The 19537-nt window shown below is 64.9% G+C and carries 25 protein-coding genes; 9 read left to right on the forward strand and 16 right to left on the reverse strand.

Annotated features, from left to right (window positions below; genetic code table 11):
- Positions 1-205: 205 nt before the first annotated feature.
- From C8D95_RS12345 to nthA, 5 genes are all read right to left on the reverse strand, one after another.
- Positions 206-1396 carry an AIPR family protein gene (locus tag C8D95_RS12345; protein ID WP_109759497.1) on the reverse strand — a complete coding sequence of 397 codons (1191 nt, stop codon included), beginning with the start codon at positions 1394-1396 and terminating at the stop codon, positions 206-208.
- A gap of 284 nt (positions 1397-1680) precedes the next feature.
- Positions 1681-3336 (reverse strand): energy-dependent translational throttle protein EttA, encoded by a 1656-nt coding sequence (gene ettA / locus C8D95_RS12350; RefSeq protein ID WP_109759498.1) that lies wholly within the window; start codon positions 3334-3336, stop codon positions 1681-1683.
- 76 nt (positions 3337-3412) lie between these two features.
- Positions 3413-3730, reverse strand: a complete 318-nt coding sequence (locus tag C8D95_RS12355; protein WP_109759499.1) for a nitrile hydratase accessory protein — start codon at positions 3728-3730, stop codon at positions 3413-3415.
- Positions 3717-4361 (reverse strand): nitrile hydratase subunit beta, encoded by a 645-nt coding sequence (nthB, locus tag C8D95_RS12360; RefSeq protein WP_109759500.1) that lies wholly within the window; start codon positions 4359-4361, stop codon positions 3717-3719. Before nthB ends, C8D95_RS12355 begins: the two co-directional genes overlap by 14 nt.
- Entirely contained in the window at positions 4361-4978 is a 618-nt protein-coding gene (nthA, locus tag C8D95_RS12365) for a nitrile hydratase subunit alpha (RefSeq protein WP_420902678.1), read from the reverse strand. Before nthA ends, nthB begins: the two co-directional genes overlap by 1 nt.
- A gap of 291 nt (positions 4979-5269) precedes the next feature.
- On the opposite strand from nthA, the gene C8D95_RS12370 reads away from it, so the two are divergent.
- From C8D95_RS12370 to C8D95_RS12385, 4 genes are all read left to right on the forward strand, one after another.
- Positions 5270-6307 carry an aldo/keto reductase gene (locus tag C8D95_RS12370; RefSeq protein ID WP_109759501.1) on the forward strand — a complete coding sequence of 346 codons (1038 nt, stop codon included), beginning with the start codon at positions 5270-5272 and terminating at the stop codon, positions 6305-6307.
- Positions 6308-6769 carry a HugZ family pyridoxamine 5'-phosphate oxidase gene (locus C8D95_RS12375; protein WP_109759502.1) on the forward strand — a complete coding sequence of 154 codons (462 nt, stop codon included), beginning with the start codon at positions 6308-6310 and terminating at the stop codon, positions 6767-6769. It abuts the gene before it with no gap.
- A 110-nt stretch (positions 6770-6879) separates the two neighbouring features.
- Positions 6880-7212 carry a DMT family transporter gene (locus tag C8D95_RS12380; RefSeq protein WP_109759503.1) on the forward strand — a complete coding sequence of 111 codons (333 nt, stop codon included), beginning with the start codon at positions 6880-6882 and terminating at the stop codon, positions 7210-7212.
- Positions 7213-7229: 17 nt separating this feature from the next.
- On the forward strand, positions 7230-7982 hold the full coding sequence (locus tag C8D95_RS12385; RefSeq protein WP_109759504.1) for a DUF6782 family putative metallopeptidase: 753 nt from the start codon (positions 7230-7232) through the stop codon (positions 7980-7982).
- On the opposite strand, the gene C8D95_RS12390 is transcribed toward C8D95_RS12385, so the two are convergent.
- From C8D95_RS12390 to C8D95_RS12415, 6 genes are all read right to left on the reverse strand, one after another.
- The gene (locus tag C8D95_RS12390) at positions 7979-8656 is read right to left on the reverse strand and encodes a zinc metallopeptidase (RefSeq protein ID WP_206508361.1); all 678 of its coding nucleotides are present in this window, start codon (positions 8654-8656) and stop codon (positions 7979-7981) included. The genes C8D95_RS12385 and C8D95_RS12390 overlap by 4 nt on opposite strands.
- Before the next feature lie 92 nt (positions 8657-8748).
- Positions 8749-9069, reverse strand: a complete 321-nt coding sequence (locus C8D95_RS12395; RefSeq protein ID WP_109759506.1) for an antibiotic biosynthesis monooxygenase family protein — start codon at positions 9067-9069, stop codon at positions 8749-8751.
- 51 nt (positions 9070-9120) lie between these two features.
- Positions 9121-9534 (reverse strand): universal stress protein, encoded by a 414-nt coding sequence (locus C8D95_RS12400; RefSeq protein ID WP_109759507.1) that lies wholly within the window; start codon positions 9532-9534, stop codon positions 9121-9123.
- A gap of 115 nt (positions 9535-9649) precedes the next feature.
- The gene (locus tag C8D95_RS12405) at positions 9650-11884 is read right to left on the reverse strand and encodes a glycosyl hydrolase family 28-related protein (protein WP_338143038.1); all 2235 of its coding nucleotides are present in this window, start codon (positions 11882-11884) and stop codon (positions 9650-9652) included.
- Between the two features lie 96 nt (positions 11885-11980).
- Complete coding sequence (locus C8D95_RS12410) at positions 11981-12397, reverse strand: DUF4864 domain-containing protein (RefSeq protein WP_109759508.1); 417 nt, start codon at positions 12395-12397, stop codon at positions 11981-11983.
- 95 nt (positions 12398-12492) lie between these two features.
- Positions 12493-14070: a lysine--tRNA ligase gene (locus C8D95_RS12415; protein WP_109759509.1), complete on the reverse strand. Its 1578-nt coding sequence runs from the start codon at positions 14068-14070 to the stop codon at positions 12493-12495.
- A 44-nt stretch (positions 14071-14114) separates the two neighbouring features.
- Here C8D95_RS12415 and C8D95_RS12420 point away from each other — a divergent pair, with 44 nt between their 5' ends.
- On the forward strand, positions 14115-14579 hold the full coding sequence (locus C8D95_RS12420) for a tellurite resistance TerB family protein (protein WP_109759510.1): 465 nt from the start codon (positions 14115-14117) through the stop codon (positions 14577-14579).
- A gap of 66 nt (positions 14580-14645) precedes the next feature.
- Here the strand turns inward: C8D95_RS12420 and C8D95_RS12425 are convergent, their stop codons facing one another.
- A complete protein-coding gene (locus C8D95_RS12425; protein WP_109759511.1) occupies positions 14646-14903 on the reverse strand; it encodes a hypothetical protein in 258 nt (85 codons plus the stop codon).
- 113 nt (positions 14904-15016) lie between these two features.
- Between C8D95_RS12425 and C8D95_RS12430 the strand changes: the two genes are divergently transcribed.
- Positions 15017-15202, forward strand: coding sequence for a PLDc N-terminal domain-containing protein (locus C8D95_RS12430; RefSeq protein WP_109759512.1), 186 nt, complete (start codon positions 15017-15019; stop codon positions 15200-15202).
- A 68-nt stretch (positions 15203-15270) separates the two neighbouring features.
- Here the strand turns inward: C8D95_RS12430 and dacB are convergent, their stop codons facing one another.
- The 4 genes from dacB to C8D95_RS12450 form a co-directional block, all read right to left on the reverse strand.
- Positions 15271-16749, reverse strand: coding sequence for a D-alanyl-D-alanine carboxypeptidase/D-alanyl-D-alanine endopeptidase (gene dacB, locus C8D95_RS12435; RefSeq protein WP_109759513.1), 1479 nt, complete (start codon positions 16747-16749; stop codon positions 15271-15273).
- A gap of 76 nt (positions 16750-16825) precedes the next feature.
- A complete protein-coding gene (locus C8D95_RS12440; RefSeq protein ID WP_109759514.1) occupies positions 16826-17431 on the reverse strand; it encodes a nicotinate-nucleotide adenylyltransferase in 606 nt (201 codons plus the stop codon).
- A gap of 49 nt (positions 17432-17480) precedes the next feature.
- The gene (locus tag C8D95_RS12445) at positions 17481-18053 is read right to left on the reverse strand and encodes a hypothetical protein (protein WP_109759515.1); all 573 of its coding nucleotides are present in this window, start codon (positions 18051-18053) and stop codon (positions 17481-17483) included.
- An 84-nt stretch (positions 18054-18137) separates the two neighbouring features.
- Positions 18138-18401, reverse strand: coding sequence for a hypothetical protein (locus C8D95_RS12450; protein ID WP_109759516.1), 264 nt, complete (start codon positions 18399-18401; stop codon positions 18138-18140).
- A 65-nt stretch (positions 18402-18466) separates the two neighbouring features.
- Here C8D95_RS12450 and C8D95_RS12455 point away from each other — a divergent pair, with 65 nt between their 5' ends.
- Genes C8D95_RS12455 through C8D95_RS12465 form a run of 3 tightly spaced genes read left to right on the forward strand, consistent with a single transcriptional unit; the run spans position 18467 to position 19495 of the window.
- Positions 18467-18736, forward strand: coding sequence for a GlsB/YeaQ/YmgE family stress response membrane protein (locus C8D95_RS12455; protein ID WP_109759517.1), 270 nt, complete (start codon positions 18467-18469; stop codon positions 18734-18736).
- Between the two features lie 49 nt (positions 18737-18785).
- Complete coding sequence (locus C8D95_RS12460; protein ID WP_109759518.1) at positions 18786-19268, forward strand: NYN domain-containing protein; 483 nt, start codon at positions 18786-18788, stop codon at positions 19266-19268.
- The gene (locus tag C8D95_RS12465) at positions 19265-19495 is read left to right on the forward strand and encodes a DUF2442 domain-containing protein (protein WP_109759686.1); all 231 of its coding nucleotides are present in this window, start codon (positions 19265-19267) and stop codon (positions 19493-19495) included. The genes C8D95_RS12460 and C8D95_RS12465 overlap by 4 nt, the downstream gene beginning before the upstream one ends.
- Positions 19496-19537: the final 42 nt, after the last annotated feature.

The raw sequence follows: 19537 nt of genomic DNA on the forward strand, positions 1-19537 counted from the left end.
AGGGAGAGGAGGATGATGATCGGGATCGGGATGCCGTTCGCTGAGGCGAGGATACGCGTCAGGGGAGGCTCTGGTGGTCAGGACGGAGGAGGGAACGCCGGAGTGGGGAGGGGTTCCGGGGCGGAACCCTCTCGCATCCCACGGGAAAGATGTGGGTCGGGGTTTTGTCCTAGGGTGCGCATCCTTGCGCACCCTAGGATGTTTGTCAGTTCATACGGTCGGATGCTCGCTTGGCCGTTCGGGTAATAAAGCTCAGCGCTGAATAGGCCGCCGCACTTCTGCCAAGAAGTACCAAGTTAGTGTCTGCTGCGCGCCATTGCTCGATCGCCGCGTCTACTAGTTCCGCTTCCTCAAACAACTCAGGCTTTTCCAAGATCCACTTCCCATTCTTCATTACTACAAAATGCCTCATAGCGCTAAGGATTGGGAAGACCATTCCAGGAGAAACCCATACAATCTTTCCACCCTTCTTATCTCGCTTGAATGTCCTTTTCTTTATGCCTCCTGTTTCAGCGCGTATGCTCTTCCCGTTAAACATCGAGCCGGCTTGCCAATATTCAAACTCTTGCAGAGCAGTCGCGGCGATGTCCAAAGTAAATTGATAGCGACGTCGATCCCCTTCGTCCGTTCCTTTTCTCTCGTACCACTTGGTAAAGTCTTCTAAGCAGAGTGCACGTTGCTTGTAAGGGCGCAATAGTTCCGATGGCGTATCGTTCTGTGAGACTTCGAAGGGCATAAGAAGTCTTGTCGCCTGAAGAATGTGAAATGTATCGAGTGTTCCATCAAGGTCGGTTTCTGATTTTTTTATCAGCTTTCCAGTAGCCTTGAACACGACTTCCCCGAGCTCATTCAGCTGACCGCGACCGCCTGCTTGTGAGATTGATTTTACAGGAGAGGCGCTGTTTCGAGCTATTGCTGTTTCAACAACCGATGAATGTTCTGGATCCGCGATGATCTCAGCCCTAACGTGAAAGTTGTCGGGAATTTCTTGATAATCGATCTCGGTTTCCTGCTCGAATGACTCGAGATATCGAAGAATTTCACCCCTAGTCTGCGCGCCGTTGATAACTGAGTCTTCCGATAGTATCGCGACCTTCTGTTTGTCATCTATTTCGATTGTGCTGCAGGTAATCGTCAAGCCTCCGTTTCGATTGATAAATCGATCAGGCTCATTGTGTATTGTAGCCTCAATGGCTTTGTGGACGGAGTTTCTCTTTGCGGGCTTGAACGGATCTGCGCCTGGAATATAGTCTCGCAAGTTATCACGAGTGTTCATTTTTCGCAGTTCCAAAATAGGAATGTTTGCGAAATACGTTTGGATTCCGTTTGCCTTCTCTTCTGGAGAGGTTAGGTTACGGATAAGCTGATAGTTCAGCTCAATGCTGCTTTCAGACATGAGAGTTCTTTCATATTCATCACAACTCAGATCCGCGACGCCGGTCTACTGACCGGATCACTCCGAGGTTGTGAAACGAACATGTTCACTACGGTCGGACTTGGCAAGCGAACATAAAAAGTTATGTTCTGCCCTCGGATCTCAACGAGTAAACTTCTTGTACTTCAACCGCTTCGGCTCCATCGAAGCATAACACCTCAACCGGGTGCCGCACGCAGTTTTGCTAGTGCAAAACCGCTTTCGCGCACGCGTCGAACCCACCCGCGAAATCCAAGAAGCTCACCCTAGCGGGTGAACTTCTTGTATTTCAGTCGTTTGGGTTCGACGGCATCCGGTCCCAGCCGCCGCTTCTTGTCTTCCTCGTAGTCCTCGAAGTTGCCCTGGAACCACTCGACGTGGGCCTCGCCCTCGAAGGCGAGGATGTGGGTGCAGATGCGGTCGAGGAAGAAGCGGTCGTGCGAGATGACGACGGCGCAGCCGGCGAAGTCGACCAGCGCGTCTTCAAGCGCCCTTAACGTTTCCACGTCAAGGTCGTTGGTGGGTTCGTCGAGGAGAAGGACGTTGCCCCCGGACTTGAGGAGTTTCGCCATGTGGACCCGGTTGCGCTCGCCGCCCGAAAGAAGGCCGACCTTCTTCTGCTGGTCGCCGCCCTTGAAGTTGAAGGCGCCGCAGTAGGCGCGGGAGTTCATCTGCGCGTCGCCCAGCACGATGATCTCGGCGCCGCCCGAGATCTCCTCCCAGACCGTCTTGCCGGCGTCGAGCGCGTCGCGGGACTGGTCGACATAGGAGAGCTTGACGGTGTCGCCGTAGCTGACCTCGCCCGCGTCGGGCTTCTCCTGCCCGGTCAGGATCCGGAAGAGCGTGGTCTTGCCGGCGCCGTTCGGGCCGATGACGCCGACGATGCCACCGGGCGGCAGCGAGAAGGACAGGTCCTCGACGAGGAGCTTGTCGCCCATGGCCTTCTTCAGGCCCTCGACCTCGATCACCTTGCCGCCGAGGCGGGCGCCGTTCGGGATGATGATCTGGGCCTTGGCCATCTTCTCGCGCTCGGACTGCGCGGCGAGGTCGTTGTAGGCGTTGATCCGGGCCTTCTGCTTGGCCTGCCGCGCCTTGGCGCCCTGGCGGATCCAGTCGAGTTCGCGCTCGAGCGTCTTCTGGCGGGACTTGTCCTCGCGCGCCTCCTGCGACAGGCGCTTGGCCTTCTGTTCCAGCCAGGCGGAGTAGTTGCCCTCGTAGGGGATGCCGCGGCCGCGGTCCAACTCGAGGATCCAGCCGGTGATGTCGTCGAGGAAGTAGCGGTCGTGGGTGACGATCAGGATGGTGCCCTTGTACTCGATCAGGTGCTGCTGGAGCCAGGCGATGGTCTCGGCGTCGAGGTGGTTGGTCGGTTCGTCGAGCAGCAGCATCTCGGGCGCCTCGAGGAGGAGCTTGCAGAGCGCCACGCGGCGCTTCTCGCCGCCCGAAAGGCTGTCGACCGAGGCATCGTCGGGCGGGCAGCGCAGCGCCTCCATCGCGACGTCGATCTGGCTGTCGAGATCCCAGAGGTTCTCGGAGTCGATCTCGTCCTGGAGGCGCGCCATCTCGTCGGCGGTCTCGTCGGAGTAGTTCATGGCGAGTTCGTTGTACTTGTCGAGCTTGGCCTTCTTGGCCGCGACACCCTCCATGACGTTGCCGCGCACGTCGAGCTGGGGGTCGAGTTCGGGCTCCTGGGGCAGGTAGCCCACGCGCGCACCCTCGGCCGCCCAGGCCTCGCCCGAGAAGTCCTTGTCGAGGCCGGCCATGATGCGCAGCAGGGTCGATTTGCCCGCGCCGTTGACGCCGACGACGCCGATCTTGACGCCGGGAAGGAAGGACAGGCGGATGTTCTCGAAGGTCTTCTTGCCGCCGGGATAGGTCTTGGACACCCCGTCCATGTGGTAGACGTACTGGTAGCTGGCCATCGTGATCTCCCGGGTTCGCGTTCGGCCCCCGATGTAGCGATGGGGCGGGCCGGGCGCAATCGGGGGTCTGGGGTTCTCAGAGCGTGACGGGCTGTCCGTGGGGTGTGCGGAGGTAGGCGTCGCGCCATTCGGACTTGCGGTCGGAGAGCTGCGCGGGGTCGAGGGGCGCAAGGGATTCGAGCGCCTCGAGGGCGGCGAGGTAGTAGGTGTCTTCGGTGTCGGGCGCGCCTTGGACGGCGGCGCGGGCGAGGGCGGCGCCGAGGGCGTCGGCCCACTGCGCGGGTGTGGCGTGGCCCTCGTCGACCAGCGCGTGGGCGGCGGCGAGGGTCTGGGCGTGCCAGGGTTCGGCGAAGCGGTGGCCGAGGGGCGCGAAGGGGTCGTCAGGCGCGATCAAGGCAGGGCTCCCAGAGGTCGATGCGGACGGTGTCGCGCGGGTCGGCGCCGGTCCAGAGGTCTGGGGCGGCGAATTCGACGGTATAGAGGTGGTGGCCGATGTGCTCGCCGCGCGCGCCTGCGTCGGCGAAGAGGTGTGCGCCGTGATGATGGGTCACGGTGCCGGTCGCCGCGCGGGCGTAGGCGGGCAGGCGGCTGTGGCCCTCGGTCGGGCGGGCCGCCGTGGTGACGCGGTCGCCGACGCGGAAGAGGGGCTGGGTGTCAGCCTCGACGGCGAAGCTGCGGGCGAGGGCGCGCTGGCGGTCTTCGAGCGCGTCGACGGACTGGACCGGGGCCGGGTCGGCCGGGTCTTTCGCATGGCCCGAGACGAGTTCGGAGAGGCTGTAGACGCCCGCGTCGAGGCCGAGCGCCATCTCGTTGGCGTTCCACTTCTTGAAGTAGGGGACCGAGAGGTAGACGGCGGGCGGCATGTTTTCGAGCCCGTGACGGAACCAGTCGATGGTGATGCCGGGCACGGGGCAGAGCTTCGACAGCGCCCATTGCCGCCGTTCCCAGTCGTGTCGGAAGTCCGGCGAGGCGACGTCGATGGGGCCGAAGTCCTCTTTCCCGCCGAGATCCTGGGGGCCGTCCATCAGGCGGGCTCCACCGACAGGTCGCGCTGCGTGCCGATCATGGAATCGCGGGTGACGATGGCGGCGAGGTGGTCCTCGTCCCAGCCCTCGGTGCCTTTCGGGCGCTCGGGGATCACGAGATAGCGCAGTTCTGCGGTGGAATCCCAGACGCGGACGCCAACGTCCTCGGGGAGGGTTACGCCGAATTCATGCAGGACGACGCGGGGCTCCTTCACCGCGCGGGCGCGGTAGGCCGCCGAGCGGTACCAGATGGGCGACATGCCGAGGATCGAGAAAGGATAGCAGGAGCAGAGCGTGCAGACGACGAGGTTGTGGACCCCGGGCGTGTTCTCGACGGCCTTCAGGTGCTCGGTCGCGTGACCTTGGTAGCCGTAGTCCTTCACCACCTGACCCGCGTCGGACAGCAGCCGGTCGCGGAAGGCGGGGTCGGTCCAGGAGCGGGCGACGAGACGCGCGCCGCGCATCGGACCGATGCGTTCGGAATAGAGCTCGATCCAGTTGTCGATGGTCTCGCTCGCCACGAGGCCTTTCTCGACGAGTAGGCTTTCCAGCGCCTTGACGCGAAGGGCCGGGTCCGACGGCAGGTGGGCGTGAACCTCTCGGTGCGCGTGGGCGATCTTCTTGCTGTCGAACGTGGGCATCGAGGCACCTCCGGCGAGGAAGGTGACGCCGTGACGTGGGAGGGTCAAGGCGGGCGTTCATCCGTCCTTTGCCCTGGCCGGGCGATGGAGGTGCATGAAGAGCACCTGAGCGCCTCTGACGTCGACCTGCTGGCGCGAGGCGTCTGAGGTCGGAGGGGCCTGCCCCGTCCCGGCGTGCGTCGGGACTGCCCGGAGTATTTTGCGACAGAAGAAGAGTCGGGGCTCGCGCGATTGACTTCGTGTTGCGGCAGTCAGAGGCTTGGCCGCATGACGCGACCCGCCTCCACCCCCCGCTACACGCCCGCCGACGACCGCTATGACCGGATGGAGTATCGCCGCTGCGGTGCTTCGGGGTTGAAGCTGCCGGCGATCAGCCTTGGCCTCTGGCACAATTTCGGCGGCGACACGCCCCACGACGTCAAGCGCGCGATGTGCCGGAGGGCCTTCGACCTGGGCATCACGCACTTCGACCTGGCGAACAACTACGGGCCGCCGCCGGGCAGCGCCGAGGAGGCTTTCGGAGAGATTCTGGCGACGGACTTCGCGGGGTATCGCGACGAACTCGTGCTGTCGACCAAGGCTGGCTATGGCATGTGGCCGGGACCCTATGGCGAATGGGGCAGCCGGAAGTATCTGATCGCGTCGTGCGACCAGTCCCTGCGCCGGATGCGCGTCGATCACGTCGACATCTTCTATTCGCACCGCTTCGATCCCGAGACGCCGCTGGACGAGACCATGGGGGCGCTCGACTTCATCGTGCGGTCGGGGCGGGCGCGATATGCGGGGATCTCGTCCTATACGACGGAACAGACGCGGGAGGCGGTGGGGATCCTGGAGGCCCTCGGCACGCCCTGCCTGATCCACCAGCCGAGCTACAGCATGCTGAACCGCTGGACCGAGCGGGATGGGCTGTGGGCGGCGCTCGACGACCTTTGCGTGGGCTCCATCGCCTTCTCGCCCTTGGCGCAGGGGCTGCTGACGGGGCGCTATCTGGACGGCGTCCCGGGGGACAGCCGGGCGACGCAGGGCAAGTCGCTGAAGGAGGAGCATCTTGCACCGGGCATCGTCGATCGGCTGCGCGGACTGAACGACCTGGCGCGCGAACGGGGCCAGACGCTGGCTCAGATGGCGCTGGCCTGGATTCTGCGCGAGGGTCGCGCGACCTCGGCCCTGATCGGGGCGTCGCGGCCGACGCAGATCGAGGATTGCGTGGGCGCGGTCGGAGGGGCGCCGTTTTCGGGGGAGGACCTCGCCCGGATCGAGGAGCTGACGATGGAGGGTGCGCTTCTGGAGGCGCGGACCTGAATGGCGGGCGATCCCTTCCGGCCGGTCGACGAGGAGGCGCGGGGCCTGGCGCGGAGGTTGCGGGGCGAGGCGCGTCATGGGGCACTGGCGGTCCTGGAGCCGGACGGGCAACCGATGGTGTCGCGGGTGGCCCTTGCGCCCGAGGCAGGAGGCGGTTTCCTTGCTCTCGTCTCGGACCTCGCGCCGCACACCGCCGCGCTGAGGTCCGATCCGCGCGCGGGGCTGATGGTGGGCGAGCCGGGCCGGGGCGATCCGCTGGCGCATCCGAGGCTGTCGCTGAGGGTGACGGCCGCGTTCGTCGACAAGGCGGACTTCGCCGAGACCTACCTCGAGGCGCAGCCCAAGGCGCGGCTCTACATCGGGTTCGGGGACTTCCACATGGTGCGGCTGTCGCCGGTGTCGGCCCTGTTGAACGGAGGGTTCGGGCAGGCTTACAAGCTGACGCCGGTCGACCTTTCGTGAGCGGTTCACGGGCTTTTCACGCAGCGCGTGCCGCAGTTTGACAGCGACCGTCGGGAGGGCTGAGAGTGACCGCGACCGGACGCATTGCCGGTCTTCACGGATTTATTTCGATGACATTCGCAACCGGACTTTTCTTCGTCCTCTTCGCCGCGATGGTCGCGATCACGGGGGACAGCTTCATCAAGCTTGCCGCTGACAGGTCGGCTTTCCTGTCGCGGCCCATGATCCTGGGGATTGCGTTCTACGCCATCTCCGCAGTGCTTTGGTATGTAGCCATGCGCCACATCACGCTCGCGCAGGCCGCGGTCGCCTATTCCATGCTCACCCTGGTGGCGCTTTGCGTCATCGGCGCCGTCGTCTTCGACGAACCGCTTGCGATGCGGGATGCCGCGGGCGTGGGATGCGCGATTGCGGCCATGGCATTGATGGCGCAGCCAGCCTGATCGGATAGGATGGCGGCATGAGAGGTGCCGCCATCCTGTTGCTGGGGTTCTGCTGCGGAGCCGCAGACGCCGAGACCTGCATCGAATGGCCCTGGGCGGAAGAGGGACTTCCGCCCGCCATCGCGGCCGCGGCAAAGGCAGTGCTGGAGGCGTCTCCGCCGCTTTCCAGGGTGGCGGACGCGATCGGTCCGTCGCTTTGCGTCTCGGACGGGCCGGCAGAGGCGCACGGCACCTTCGACCGGGTGTCGAAGGCGATCTCATTGGCATCGGACCTGACTGCGGGCGAGGCGTCGGTGGTCCTGATCCACGAGTTGCGACACCTCGATCAGGCGACGCGCGGCGTCTGCCTGTCGCCCGACCTTTCGATGCGCGATTACGCCCGCGCCGTCTTCGCGCTCGAGGCGGACGCCATGGCCGTCGCGGCTCTGGTGGCATGGCGGATGAGGGGCGCGGAGGGAGGATCGGCCTTCGGAGCATTCTCGGCGTTCGACCTCAGCGCGGACATTGCGGCGGCCTTTGCGGCGGAAATGTCGAAGTCAGGCGACGACACCCAGGCGGCCGCCGCCGCCTTTGCCGCGTGGTACGGCTCGGAGGAGAGGCGGGAGCGCTACTATGTCTCGACCTGCGAGGCCTACCTCACGGACCGCGAGGATCGGAAGGTGACCAGCGGCACGCTGTCCCTCGACCCCGCGACACTGCGCGATCTCTGCGTCCTGCCGGACGGTAGTCCCTATGCGTGCGAGGAGCCCGCGCAGCCTTTGCCGCGCTAGCGGCGGCGGCTCATCAGAAGGTAGATGGCCCAGCTTCCGATCGCAGCGACGGCGGCGGCGACGTAGGTCCAGGCGGCGGCGCGGAGGACCTTGCGCGCGCCGTCCATCTCGCCCTCGCCGCGCAGGATGCCGAGGCCCTGAAGGTGGTTCAGCGCCCGTCGGCTGGCGTCGAACTCGACCGGCAGTGTCACGAGGGCGAAGAGCGACGAGGCGCCGAAGAGGATGGCGCCTGCCCACATCACGGCGGGCGACTGGATCAGCAGACCCCCGAAGAAGATGAGCGGTGCGATCGAGGAGCCGGCCTTGACGAGCGGCACGATGGCGGTCCGGAACTCCATCGGTGCATAGTCCTCGGCATCCTGGATGGCGTGGCCGGCCTCGTGCGCCGCAATGCCGGCGGCGGCGATGGTGCTTGCGCCGTAGACGGGCTCGGACAGGCGAAGGACCTGGGAGCGGGGATCGTAATGGTCGGACAGGACGCCGCGGACAGGTTCGATGCGGACCTGGCGCAGGCCTTTCGAATCGAGGACCATGCGCGCGACCTGCGCGCCGGTCAGGCCCTGCGAGAGCGGAACGCGGGAGAAGCGCGACACCGCGCCCTTCACCCAGGTCTGCGCGAGCCCCCCGAGGATCATGCCGGGAAGGATGAGAATCCACAGCAACGCGTTGTCCAAGCCGGCCTCCATCGTCGTCCTTCGAGCGACCTAGCACGATCCGGCCGAATGCCATCGCCTCTCGCGACGCCCTCGCAGAAGCTGCTGCGAGTTTAGGAAAAGACCGAGGCGACGTCGTACATCACCGGCTCGAAGCGCGAACAGAGCGACGCGATATGGCGGTTTCGCTGGCGCATCTCGTCGGACCGAAGCATGGCTTGGAAATGCTCGCGGGACGTCCACTGCGTGTAGTTCGCGATCCGGGTCTGCGCATCGTTGACGTGGAGACCCGAGCCGATGAAGCCCGGTTGCTTCGAGATGAAGTCGCGGTAGGCGTCTTCGAGCGCCTCGAGAAGGTCGGTGCAGGTGCCCGGCGAGCATTCGAAGGTGGTGATGACCGTCTGGCGGGCGCGGTCCGTGGTGATCTGCGGCATGGGCGATCCTCCTGCCCCTCAGCCTAGCACGGCAGAGACATGGGTCACGTTCTATCGCATGACATGGACGCAGCAGGCGGCGTGGCGTACCACCCGCGCGGCGGTCGAGCCGAGGAAGTAGTCGGACAGCCCCGGCTTGTGCGAGGCGATGACGATGACGTCGTTGCCGTGATCGCGGGCATACTCGACGATCTGCGTTCCGGGCGAGCCGTGGAGGATCACGGTCTTCACTTCCGACCCCGGACCGACGAAGCGCCGGAGGGCGGCCATCGCCTTGTCCGCCGCCATCTTCTCGTAGTCGGCCGCCGTGTCCGTCAGGCCAATGTAGCTGGGCGCGGGTTCGATCACCGTGAGCGCGGTGATGGAGGCGTTGGCGTCCTCTGCGAGGTGAAGCGCCATCTTGAGCGCATCGTCATGCTTCGTCCCATGCGACGGGTCGATCGGAACGAGAATGTTCTTGTACATCTGCTTCCCCTTCGGTTTCGCCGAAAGGAAAGCATGATGCGGAGGGCGTGTCCTTGATCTGCGTCAGATGGGACGGTCGACACGCGCTGTGACGTGGACACGTCCCTTGACTGGTTCAGGCCAAGTCAGCCGGATCTCGGTCTTCGACGGTCCGGCTTCGCAGATGACGTAGGGCATGGCAAAGACCGGAGCACCCCCCGTCTTCGTCACCGGGCCCTCGGCCGTAACCGACACCGCCTCTCGGGCGCGGCCGCCGAAGGGCAGCCAGGGCCCGGTTTCGATGGACCATGTCGTGGCCTCGGTCTCCTGGTCGAAGGCGAGCGTGACGGGGTTCTGCGTGACCTGCCCCACACCGTTGAAGGTGTTGCCGTCGAAAACGATGTTGCGCACGGAGCCATAGGCGAGAGGCGCCATGGCTGCGTCGACCTTCTCGACCCGGTCGGTGGTGCCGTTCAGCGACTTGAACACGTTGCCCGTGACCGAGAGGCCATGCAGGAAGTGTCCGCCGCCGTAGGGCTTGAGCACGATCCATGAACCAGCTCGCGGCGTCGTTGACCGTGAAGACGTTGCCGGTGAGAGACAGGCCGCCGAAGGAGTACTCGGACGAGAAATCGGGCGCGGCGTCGTGCTCGTTCGTCCACTCTATGAAGCAGTTGTCGATGTAGTTGCCGGTGACGACCGATTTCACGTTCGGCTCGGTGAAGACGAGGCCGGCGGCGCGGGGGCCGTCGGTCACGTTGTCGCCCTGGAACCAGTGGTTGCCGACGATCAGGTGGCCGTTGCCGTGCAGGATCATCGTGGTGCCGAAGCGCTGAAAGCGGCTGTCGCGGAGCTTGGCGTCGTTGGCCTTGACGTTCAGGGCGCGGCTGATGCGGGCGTCGGCGGCCACGGCCTGCTCATCGCTGGTGAAGTGGCAGCGGTCGATCTGGAGGTCCTGGCAGCCCGTGCCGTGGCTGGTGACGCCCCGGTCCCTGGGCTTGGTGACGAAGCTGTCCTTCAGGTGGAAGGTCTCGCCGGAGGGAGCGAGGAGGATGCCGGAGGCCACGCCCTGGCAGTGGATCTCGACGTCGGTGAGCGTGAACTTCGACAGCTTCGAGAAGCCCGAGAAGTCGAGGACGTAGCGGAAGCGGGTGAAGGTGTAGGTCTGACTCGCGGGGGCGGCATGGAGCGGCTGCGACAGCGTGACGGTGCCGGCGCCGACGTTCGTGGCCGCGACATAGACCTCGCGCCCGACGCCGGGGCCGGTGACGAGGCTGCCGACCTCGATGTTGGCGACGTTGGCGACGGCGGTCAGCGTGTGGGGCTGGGCGGCGTCGTAGGATGCTTGACTGGTGACGGTGCCGCTGTCCCATGCCGGGCCGGGGACGACGTTGAACTGGCCGTTGCGGATGACGCGGCGGATCTCGAAGGTGTCCTGTCCGGCAGCGGCGGCCATGTCGATCGGGCCCGTGACCTCGATCCGGCGGCCGCCCAGGTCGAAGCTTTCGTGGTCGGCGAAAGACAGGAGCGCCTGGAACCCTCGTCTGAAGCCCGTCTCTTCGTCGCCGAAGGCCGCGGCGTAGCTCGGAAGGTCGAAGTTGCGGCGCAGGATCAGCGCCTTGTGGGAGGGAAGGGTGACGGTGCCGGTAAAGCGGGCGGCGTATTCGAGGGTGATGTCGTCTGACAGGGCGTAGATGCCCTCGGGGATCAGGATGCCGCGTCCCAGGGCTGCGGCATTGGCGGCGAGGAAGGCGGCGGTGCAGTCGGTCACGCCGTCGCCCGCCGCGCCGTAGTCGCGGACGTCGACCCAGTCCATCATGGTGCGGTGGAAGACGTCGGTCGCGTCTTCGATGCGGATATCGTCGATGCGCACCACTCCACCCGTGGGGCCTGTAAGGTCGATCCCGATGTGGCCGTAGACGACGGGCGCGCCCCAGACCATGTCGACGCCGATGCGCGGGCCGGACCCGATGATGGCCGAGACCTCTGCCACCTCACCATAGGTGGACGGGATGGCGCTGGAGCCGGTCTCGACCAGTCCCGCGACGTGGACGTCCGAGCCGTCCGAGGCCCAGCCCGCGATGCGGATCGACGGGATCGGGCCGGAGATCGCCTTCATCCTTGCTGTCACGCGCAGGTAGCATCCGGGAAGGATGGGAGTTTCGCCCATCCAGCGCAGCTTCTGGACGCTGTCGGTCTTGAGAACCTCGAGGCAGGCGCCGAAGTCGGCGTCGCCGGGTACGACGGCGGCGGTTCCGACGCCATCATATGTGGTGGAGCCCGGCGTGCCGTCGCCCGCGGACCAGACAGCCAGACCGGCTGAGAAGGAGGGCGGCATCAGAACCAGCCCGTCGGTGATGACCTTGTTCATTCCATTGACCCTTTATCGCGATGCGCGTTTGGGACGGGAAGCTAGGAATGGCTCGTTAAGCGTCGCACAACAGGGCGTTCGGTGCGGTCCCGCTTTTCAGGCCCCGACACCCGGCGGGCGCAAAAGCTGGACCCCGTTGATCTTCCAGCCGTCGTCGGTCTGGATCATTTCGTAGTCGAGGACGTGGAAGGCACCCGCGCCGTCGCGGACCATGACTTTCTGCCAGGTCTTGCCGTCGATCTCGCGCAGTTCGAGAAACCGCGTCTCGTCGGGTGCCCAGACCATGGGATAGCCGTTGCGGACCATGTCGCCGAACGTCTCCGCGGTGCCGAAGCGGCCCTGGATCATGGGCGAGGCAAAGCTGAAGGCGGTCGTAGGATCCTCGGCGAGGAAGGCGTCCATCTGGGACCCGATGACGCCGCGGATCTCGGGGTCTTCGGGAAGGGTCGTGTCCGCGCGGAGAGGACCCGCGACGACGAGAAGCAGAAACGCGATGCGAAGGAGGTTGGTCATGTCCGTCTCCTGTCTGTTCGACAGGATATACGACCGGAGGTCCGGGAAAGTTCACAAGCGGGGGATCAATTCCGCGTCCCTGGACCGGGACCGCCTCAGCCCAGCTCGCCTGCAAGCCCCCTGTCGATCAGCGCCACGGTCTCGTCGATGCCATAGAGCGCGATGAACCCGCCGAAGCGCGGTCCCTGGCTGGCGCCCAGAAGAACCTCGTAAAGCGCCTTGAACCAGTCGCGCAGAGGTTCGAACCCGTGATCCTTGCCCACCGCGAAGACCATGGTCTGAAGCTCCTCGGGATCGGTCCCGCCGGTCCACTCCTGCAGCTTCGCCTTCAGATCCTCCAGCGCCGCACGCTCGCGGGCGTCGGGGGCGCGGAAACTGCGCTCGGGCTTCACGAAGTCGTTGAAATAGCGCACCGCGTGACCCACGGCGGCGTCGAGATCGGGATGCGTCGCGGCCGAGGCATCCGGCGCGTATCGGCGGATGAAGCCCCAGAGCGTCCCCTTGTCCTCGGCGCCCGAAACGCTGGCGAGGTTCAGAAGCATGGCAAAGGGCACGACCATGTTCGAGGCCGGAACCTTGCCGTTGTGGATATGGTGGACGGGGTTTGCCAGCTTGCCCGCCGCGTCCTGCTCGGGATAGGCGCGAAGCTGCTGGTGGTATTCGTCCACGGCCTTCGGAATGACATCGAAGAACAAACGTTTCGCCGTCTTCGGTTTCTGGAACATGAAATACGACAGGCTTTCGGACGAGGCGTAGGTCAGCCACTCGTCGATCGAGATGCCGTTGCCCGAGGATTTGGAAATCTTCTGCCCCTTGTCGTCGAGGAAAAGCTCGTAGGTGAAGTGTTCCGGGGCGCGGCCGCCCAGGATCTCGCAGATCGAGTCGTAGATGGGCGTGTTGGTCGAATGGTCCTTGCCGTACATCTCGAAGTCGACGTCGAGCGCGGCCCACCGGGCGCCGAAGTCAGGCTTCCACTGAAGCTTCACGTTGCCGCCCGTGACCGGAACAGTCCATTCCCGGCCGCTGTCGTCGTCAAAGGTGATGGTGCCGTCGCGGGCGCTGATCTCCTTCAGGGGAACGTACATGACGCGGCCGGTCTCGGGGTGGAGCGGAAGGAAGATAGAATACGTCTGCTGCCGCTCGTCCCGCAGCGATTTCAGCATCACCGCCATCAGGTCGTCGTAGCGTTCGACCGCCCTCAGCAACGTCTCGTCGAACTGGCCTGACTTGTAGAAGTCCGTCGCGGAGTAGAACTCGTACTCGAACCCGAAGGTATCGAGAAAACGGCGCAGCATCGCGTTGTTGTGGTGGCCGAAGCTTTCGAACTCGCCGAACGGATCGGGCACGCTGGTGAGGGGCTTCTGGAGATGTTCGCGCAGCATCTCCTGGTTCGGGACGTTGCCGGGGATCTTGCGCATTCCGTCCATGTCGTCGGAGAAGCAGATCATTCGCGTCGGGATGTCGCTGATCGTCTCGAAGGCGCGGCGGATCATCGTGGTGCGCAGCACTTCGCCGAAGGTCCCGATGTGCGGCAGACCCGAAGGTCCGTAGCCCGTTTCGAAGAGCACATATCCCTTAGCGGGGGCGCCGGATTCGTAGCGTTTCAGCAGCCGCCGCGCCTCTTCGAAAGGCCAGGCCTTCGAGGTCATCGCGGCGTCACGCATGTCGGTCATGTTGGGGATCCCTGGGTCGAAGCCCGCGTGTCCTATTGCGACCCATGCGCGAGGTCAATAAATTCTGGGCCAACGCATCAAAGGAACAGCCTGTGCCCCTGACCGATTTCACACCCGAGGACACCCTCATCGCTCTCATGATCTCGGTTTCCGCGTCGGACGAGACGATCCGGACGTCGGAGCTGATTTCGATCGAGCGGATGGTGAACCACCTGCCGGTCTTCAGCGGGTATGACATGGACCGCATCCGCGAGGTGTCGAACCGTCTTTTCGGCATCCTTGCCGACGAAGACGGGCTTGACGACCTGTGGGCGACGGTGCGGCGGACGCTTCCCGAACGGCTCTTCGACACGGCTTACGCGATGGCGTGCGATGTCGCGGCCGCGGACGGCGCCGCGCGCGAGGGAGAGCTGCGGTTTCTCGAGGAAATGCGGTATGAGCTGAACCTCGACCGTTTGCTTGCCGCCGCAATCGAGGCAGGAGCGAGGGCGCGTCACCGGAAGCTCTAGTCCCGCCCCTGAACAGAAAAGACGGCCCTGATGGCCGTCTTCCTGTCGTACCGGGTGAGGGAGGTGTCAGTTGGTTGCGCCTTCCTCGGTCGCTTCTTCTTCAGGCGACTGGACATCGACGGTCGGGACCTCGACGTCGACCTCTTCGGTGCCGACGTTAATGTCACCGACTTCGGTCTCGGTCTCGGGCAGCTGACCGCCTTCGACGCTTACATCTACGTCAGGCATCGCACCTTCTTGCGTCTGATCGACGTCCACGAAGTAGATTCCGAACGCCACGAGAAGAGCGATGGCGATAGCACCCAGAACATATCCGAGTTTCATTGGTGTCTCCTTTTCAATCCGCGGAACAACACGGCTCGGGCCGAGCCGTTCCATAGATTTTTCGGGAACTCATCGGCGGGCGGGATGTTTCATTGTCGAAAGGAGACACCGCCATGGAATATGGACTTCTCGGAATTATCGTCCTGATCGCGGATATTTACGCGATCTACAAAGTTCTGACGAGCGGGGCCTCGGTCCTTGCCAAAATACTCTGGACCGCACTGATCCTGATCCTGCCCGTCGTGGGCTTCATCATCTGGCTCATCGCAGGTCCGCGCGGCTCGTCCGCGACGGTGTAACAGTTCAAGAGTTGATGGTTTATCGAGTACGGGGCGGTCCTTCGGGGGCCGCCCCTTTCCGTTTGAGCTCAGGCGTAGAGCCTGACCCAGTCGCGTATCAGCTCTTTCTGAAGCTGCCGCGAGCGCGTTGCCCACCCTTTCGACCCCTGCGGTCTTTCCCGCTCTTCCCGCGGCACCGCGTCGCGCCGCGCGTTGTCCGCGGTCATGATCGAGAAGACGAGGGTGCGGCCTCCGGCGACGAGAATGTAGCCGGCGAGGGCGCTGACGAAGTTCAGCGTCCCGGTCTTGGCATGGACGATCACACCCGGCGGAGCGGGTCGAGCCTTGTCCAGAGACAGGTTTACGGTCTTGAGCAGGGGGGCGAGACGCGGATTTGCGGCCAGGACGCGAACCATGCCCTGGGCCGGAAGGACCGTGTCATAGCCGAGGCCCGAGTGATCACCCAGCATCGCGCCCTTTACGCCGAAGTTTATCAACGCCCAGGACTGCATGGCGGCGGCGGACTGGGCGAGGGTCTGGGGCGATGCGCCCCCGGCCTGGCTTGCGGCAAGGCCCACGACCTCGGCCGTCAGGTTCGTGGAATACGTCAGCATGTCGGACAGGACGGGCTCGAGCGGGTCGCTTTCGATGGTGGCCACGACCGTGCCTTCCGGCGGTGCATCGATCACCTCGGCGTTGCCGAGGAGGATGCCGTTCGAGCGGGCGAGCGTGCGGAAGACGTCGCCCGCGTACCATTCGGGAAAGCGTACCGGCAGCCAACGCGCGCCATCCTGGCCGAGTGCGCCGCGCGCGACCGACCAGTAATCCCGACGCGAGCCGGCCCGGTAGTCGAAGACGGGCGCCTTGCGATCGATGATGGTCATGGTCGCCACGTCCGTCGCCGGACTGAAGTTCCGGGCACGTGCGTGCATGGTCACGAGGTAGTCGTCCTGCTGCCTTTGCCACTGGAAGTGAACGCGGTTGTAATTGAGATTCAGGCCGCCGAATGACGGGTTGTAGCTCACGATCTCGGGCTGTTCGTCGTCAATGCGGTCTGCCGTCGGCAAGGCGCCCGGCCACAGAAGGTAACGGCCTTTCACCTCGTGCAGCCCGGATTCCCGCATCGCCTTGGCCAGGTCGGCGAGGCGATCGGTGTCGAGCGTGGGATCTCCCCCGCCGACCAGGACGAGGTCGCCGTCGAGCCGGCCATCGACGATGGGTCCGGTGGCGATCACCTGCGTCTTGAAGCGGTAGGCCGACCCCAGTCGGTCGAGGCCGTAAAGCGCCGTCAGCACCTTGAGCGTGGAGGCGGGCGGCATCGGCTCGCCGCCGAGGCGCGCCTCGAGGATTTCGCCCGTGCCCGCGTCGGCGACGGCAAAGGCGACCTTTCCGCCAAGGTTCGCCTTCTGCACCAGAGCCTCGCTCTGCGGGATGCGGGGCGGGGGAACCGGGGCCATGCCGCGCGGAAGCGGCCTTTGAGTGGCGAGGGGCGCTTCAGCCAGAGCGGCGCTGGCCGCACCGGACAGAAGGCCGGCCAGAAGGAGGCGGCGCGTGACGTTACTGCTCATGCGAAACCTTGTAGGCCGCCCGTGGCGAGGCACAAGCGGGAGACGGCAGGACCAGCGGAATTGTGACCGGAGCGACTCAGCGCCTTGACCAGTGGCCTTCGGCTCGGATTCGGGTCGAGGACTGGTCGCTCATGGGTACGTTGAGAAAGACCCAGGCGGGCGGCGTTGCGGCGCAGAGGCGCATGGCGTCGCGGGGTCTGAGTCGGTGCGACGAAAAGATGCGCGCCGCCCGCGACATGCGGGCCGAGATTCGCTGTCCGGGGCGGGCGATGACGCCCAGGGGGACGAGGGCGAGGATGTCTCGCCAGTTCTCCCACTTGTGGAAGTCGGCGAGGTTGTCGGCGCCCATCAGCCAAACGAAGCGCACGCCGGGGTAAGCTTGGGTCAAGGCGCGCAGCGTGGCATGGGTGTAGCGGGTGCCGAAGCGCGCCTCGAGATCGGTGATGCGGACGCGGGGGTGGGACATCACCTCGCGGGCGCGCCGGATGCGGTCGGCCATCGGGGCCGGGCCTTCGGTCTTGAGCGGGTTGCCGGGCGAGACGAGCCACCAGACTTCGTCCAGCCCGAACCGCTTCAGCGCCTCGCGCGTGATGAGAGCATGCCCTGCGTGGGCAGGGTCGAACGACCCGCCGAGAAGACCGATGCACATCCCCGGTCGGACAGGCGGAAACCCTTCGCGCATGACGAAGAGGTGTCCGCTGCCGCACCGTTTGTCCAGCGGAATCCGGGGACTAGAGCGGCTCGGCCGGGACCTCGGAGCCCTCGAAGGGGTCGAGAGATCCGGCATTCGCCATCATCATCTCCTGGCAGGCCAGCATCTCGGCCACGGCCTGGGAGTTGTTCTGGAAGGCGAGGTTCGCGACCTCTACCCCGTCATGGCGGACCTTGACGCCGTTCATCTGCGCGAACTCGTGCAGGAAGGCCGAGGCGCGTTCTCCCTCGACCGGGACGGATAGGACCAGGCTGGGCAGGATGTCGTTCCAGAGATAGCCCATGCCGTCGCCGGACCAGGGCTCTTCGGCGCCGAAGGCGACCTCCATGTCGTAGGCTTCGCCGTCCTCGACCGACCCCCACTTCAGGTTGCCGATGATGAACTGGACGTTCTGCGCCCGGTTGTTGAACTGGAAACGGACGACGAAGTCATTCTCGAAGGCGGCGAGGATGAAGCAGCTATCGCCGATGGTACGGTCCACCGCGACGTTCCAGCCGCCGACATTCGAGGATGCCCAAGGAACCGTTTCCTGAGCGCTCGCGCCGGTTACGGTCAGGATGGCGCACAGCGCGCCAGAAGCAATCTTTAACATACAAAGCCCCCCAGCTTACGGGAGAAGCCTAGCACGGATTCGCCGGAAGTGGCGTCACAAGACTGTTTCGGTATCGCGTCGGTATCACGTCGGTATCGCGTCGGTGCCGGAGGGGTGGCGGGCGAGGATGCGGAAGCGGCCATCCTTGACGTCCACACGCCACGACTTGGTCGGAATACGCGTCCCTGCCGACGTCTCGTAGGGCAGCGTGACGAGACGGTCGCCTGTGAGCGAACCCGTCGTGCGCGACAGGTCGGCGAAGTCGACGACGACGTCGGGGCCGTCTCCCGAGACGGTGCCGGTCGCGCCGGGATAGAGGTGGCTGCCGCTGGCGGAAAGATGCATCATGAGGTGGGAAACTATCCGTCGCGCCCCATGTTGGTCGAGTCGGGGACGATGGAGAGGTATTCGAGATGGAAGGACTGCTACAAGGGCTGGGGGTGACCGCGTTGGTGATCCTCGCCATCATCGGCGCGCTTGCGGGAGCGATCGCCGGTCGGGTCGCGGGAAAAAATACGGCGGGCTATATCCTGCTGGGGATCGTGGGGGCCTTGCTGCTTCCGTTCATTCTGGCGGCCCTGGGCGTCACGGCCATCGCGGCAGGCGGGATCCTGGTGCTGGCCCTGGTGGCCTTGGCGGGCGCGGTGATCGTGCTGATCATCGGCCGGGCGATCATGAAGTAGACGCAAGGCGGCACTTGATCGGGAAACGTCCTCGGTTAGGCTGCGCCTTATGGTTGAAATCGCCGTCCTTGCCGCTGTTGCGGCGCTTCTCATCCTTGTCTTCCGCAAGCGGCCCGAGCGGACGCCGAAAGGCAACTGGATCGTCGTCGACGGCTCGAACGTCCTCTACTGGGATCGCGACACGCCCGACCTCGCCAGTGTGGGCCACGTCCTGTCGATCCTGAAAGCCGAGGGCTATGACCCGCTGGTCTGGTTCGACGCCAACGTCGGCTACCTGATCGGCACGAAGTGGATGGGGCCGGGGCCATTGGCCGAGCGCCTGGGACTGTCGCGCGAGCATGTGTTCGTCGCCGAGAAGGGGACGCCGGCGGATCCGCTGCTGCTTGAACGGGCCGAGAAGCTGGGCGCGCGCGTTGTCACGAACGACAAGTACCGGGATTGGGTGGAGCGGTTTCCGCGCGTTCAGGAGGAGGGGTTCCTGGTGCGGGGGTTCATCAGCCGGGACGAGGTGGGGCTGGAGTGGGAGCGGTGAGGGTTTTGGCCGAAAGGGTCTGGTTCGATGAGGGCGCGATGTGGGTCGCGCTGGCTGACGGGCGCGTGCTGGGCGTGCCGCTTGCATGGTTCCCGCGGTTGGCCGGTGCGAGCGCAGCGGAGCGAGCAGCGGTGGAGATCACGCCGTTCGGGTTGCACTGGGCGGCGCTGGACGAGGACGTGTCGGTGGACGGATTGCTCGCCGGAAGGATGGGGAAGTTTGCTTAGGCGAGTGGCGAGATGAGTCCTGCCATAGTACTGGTGCGCAAT

This window comes from Silicimonas algicola (assembly GCF_003148765.1).
Classification (GTDB): Bacteria; Pseudomonadota; Alphaproteobacteria; order Rhodobacterales; family Rhodobacteraceae; genus Silicimonas; species Silicimonas algicola.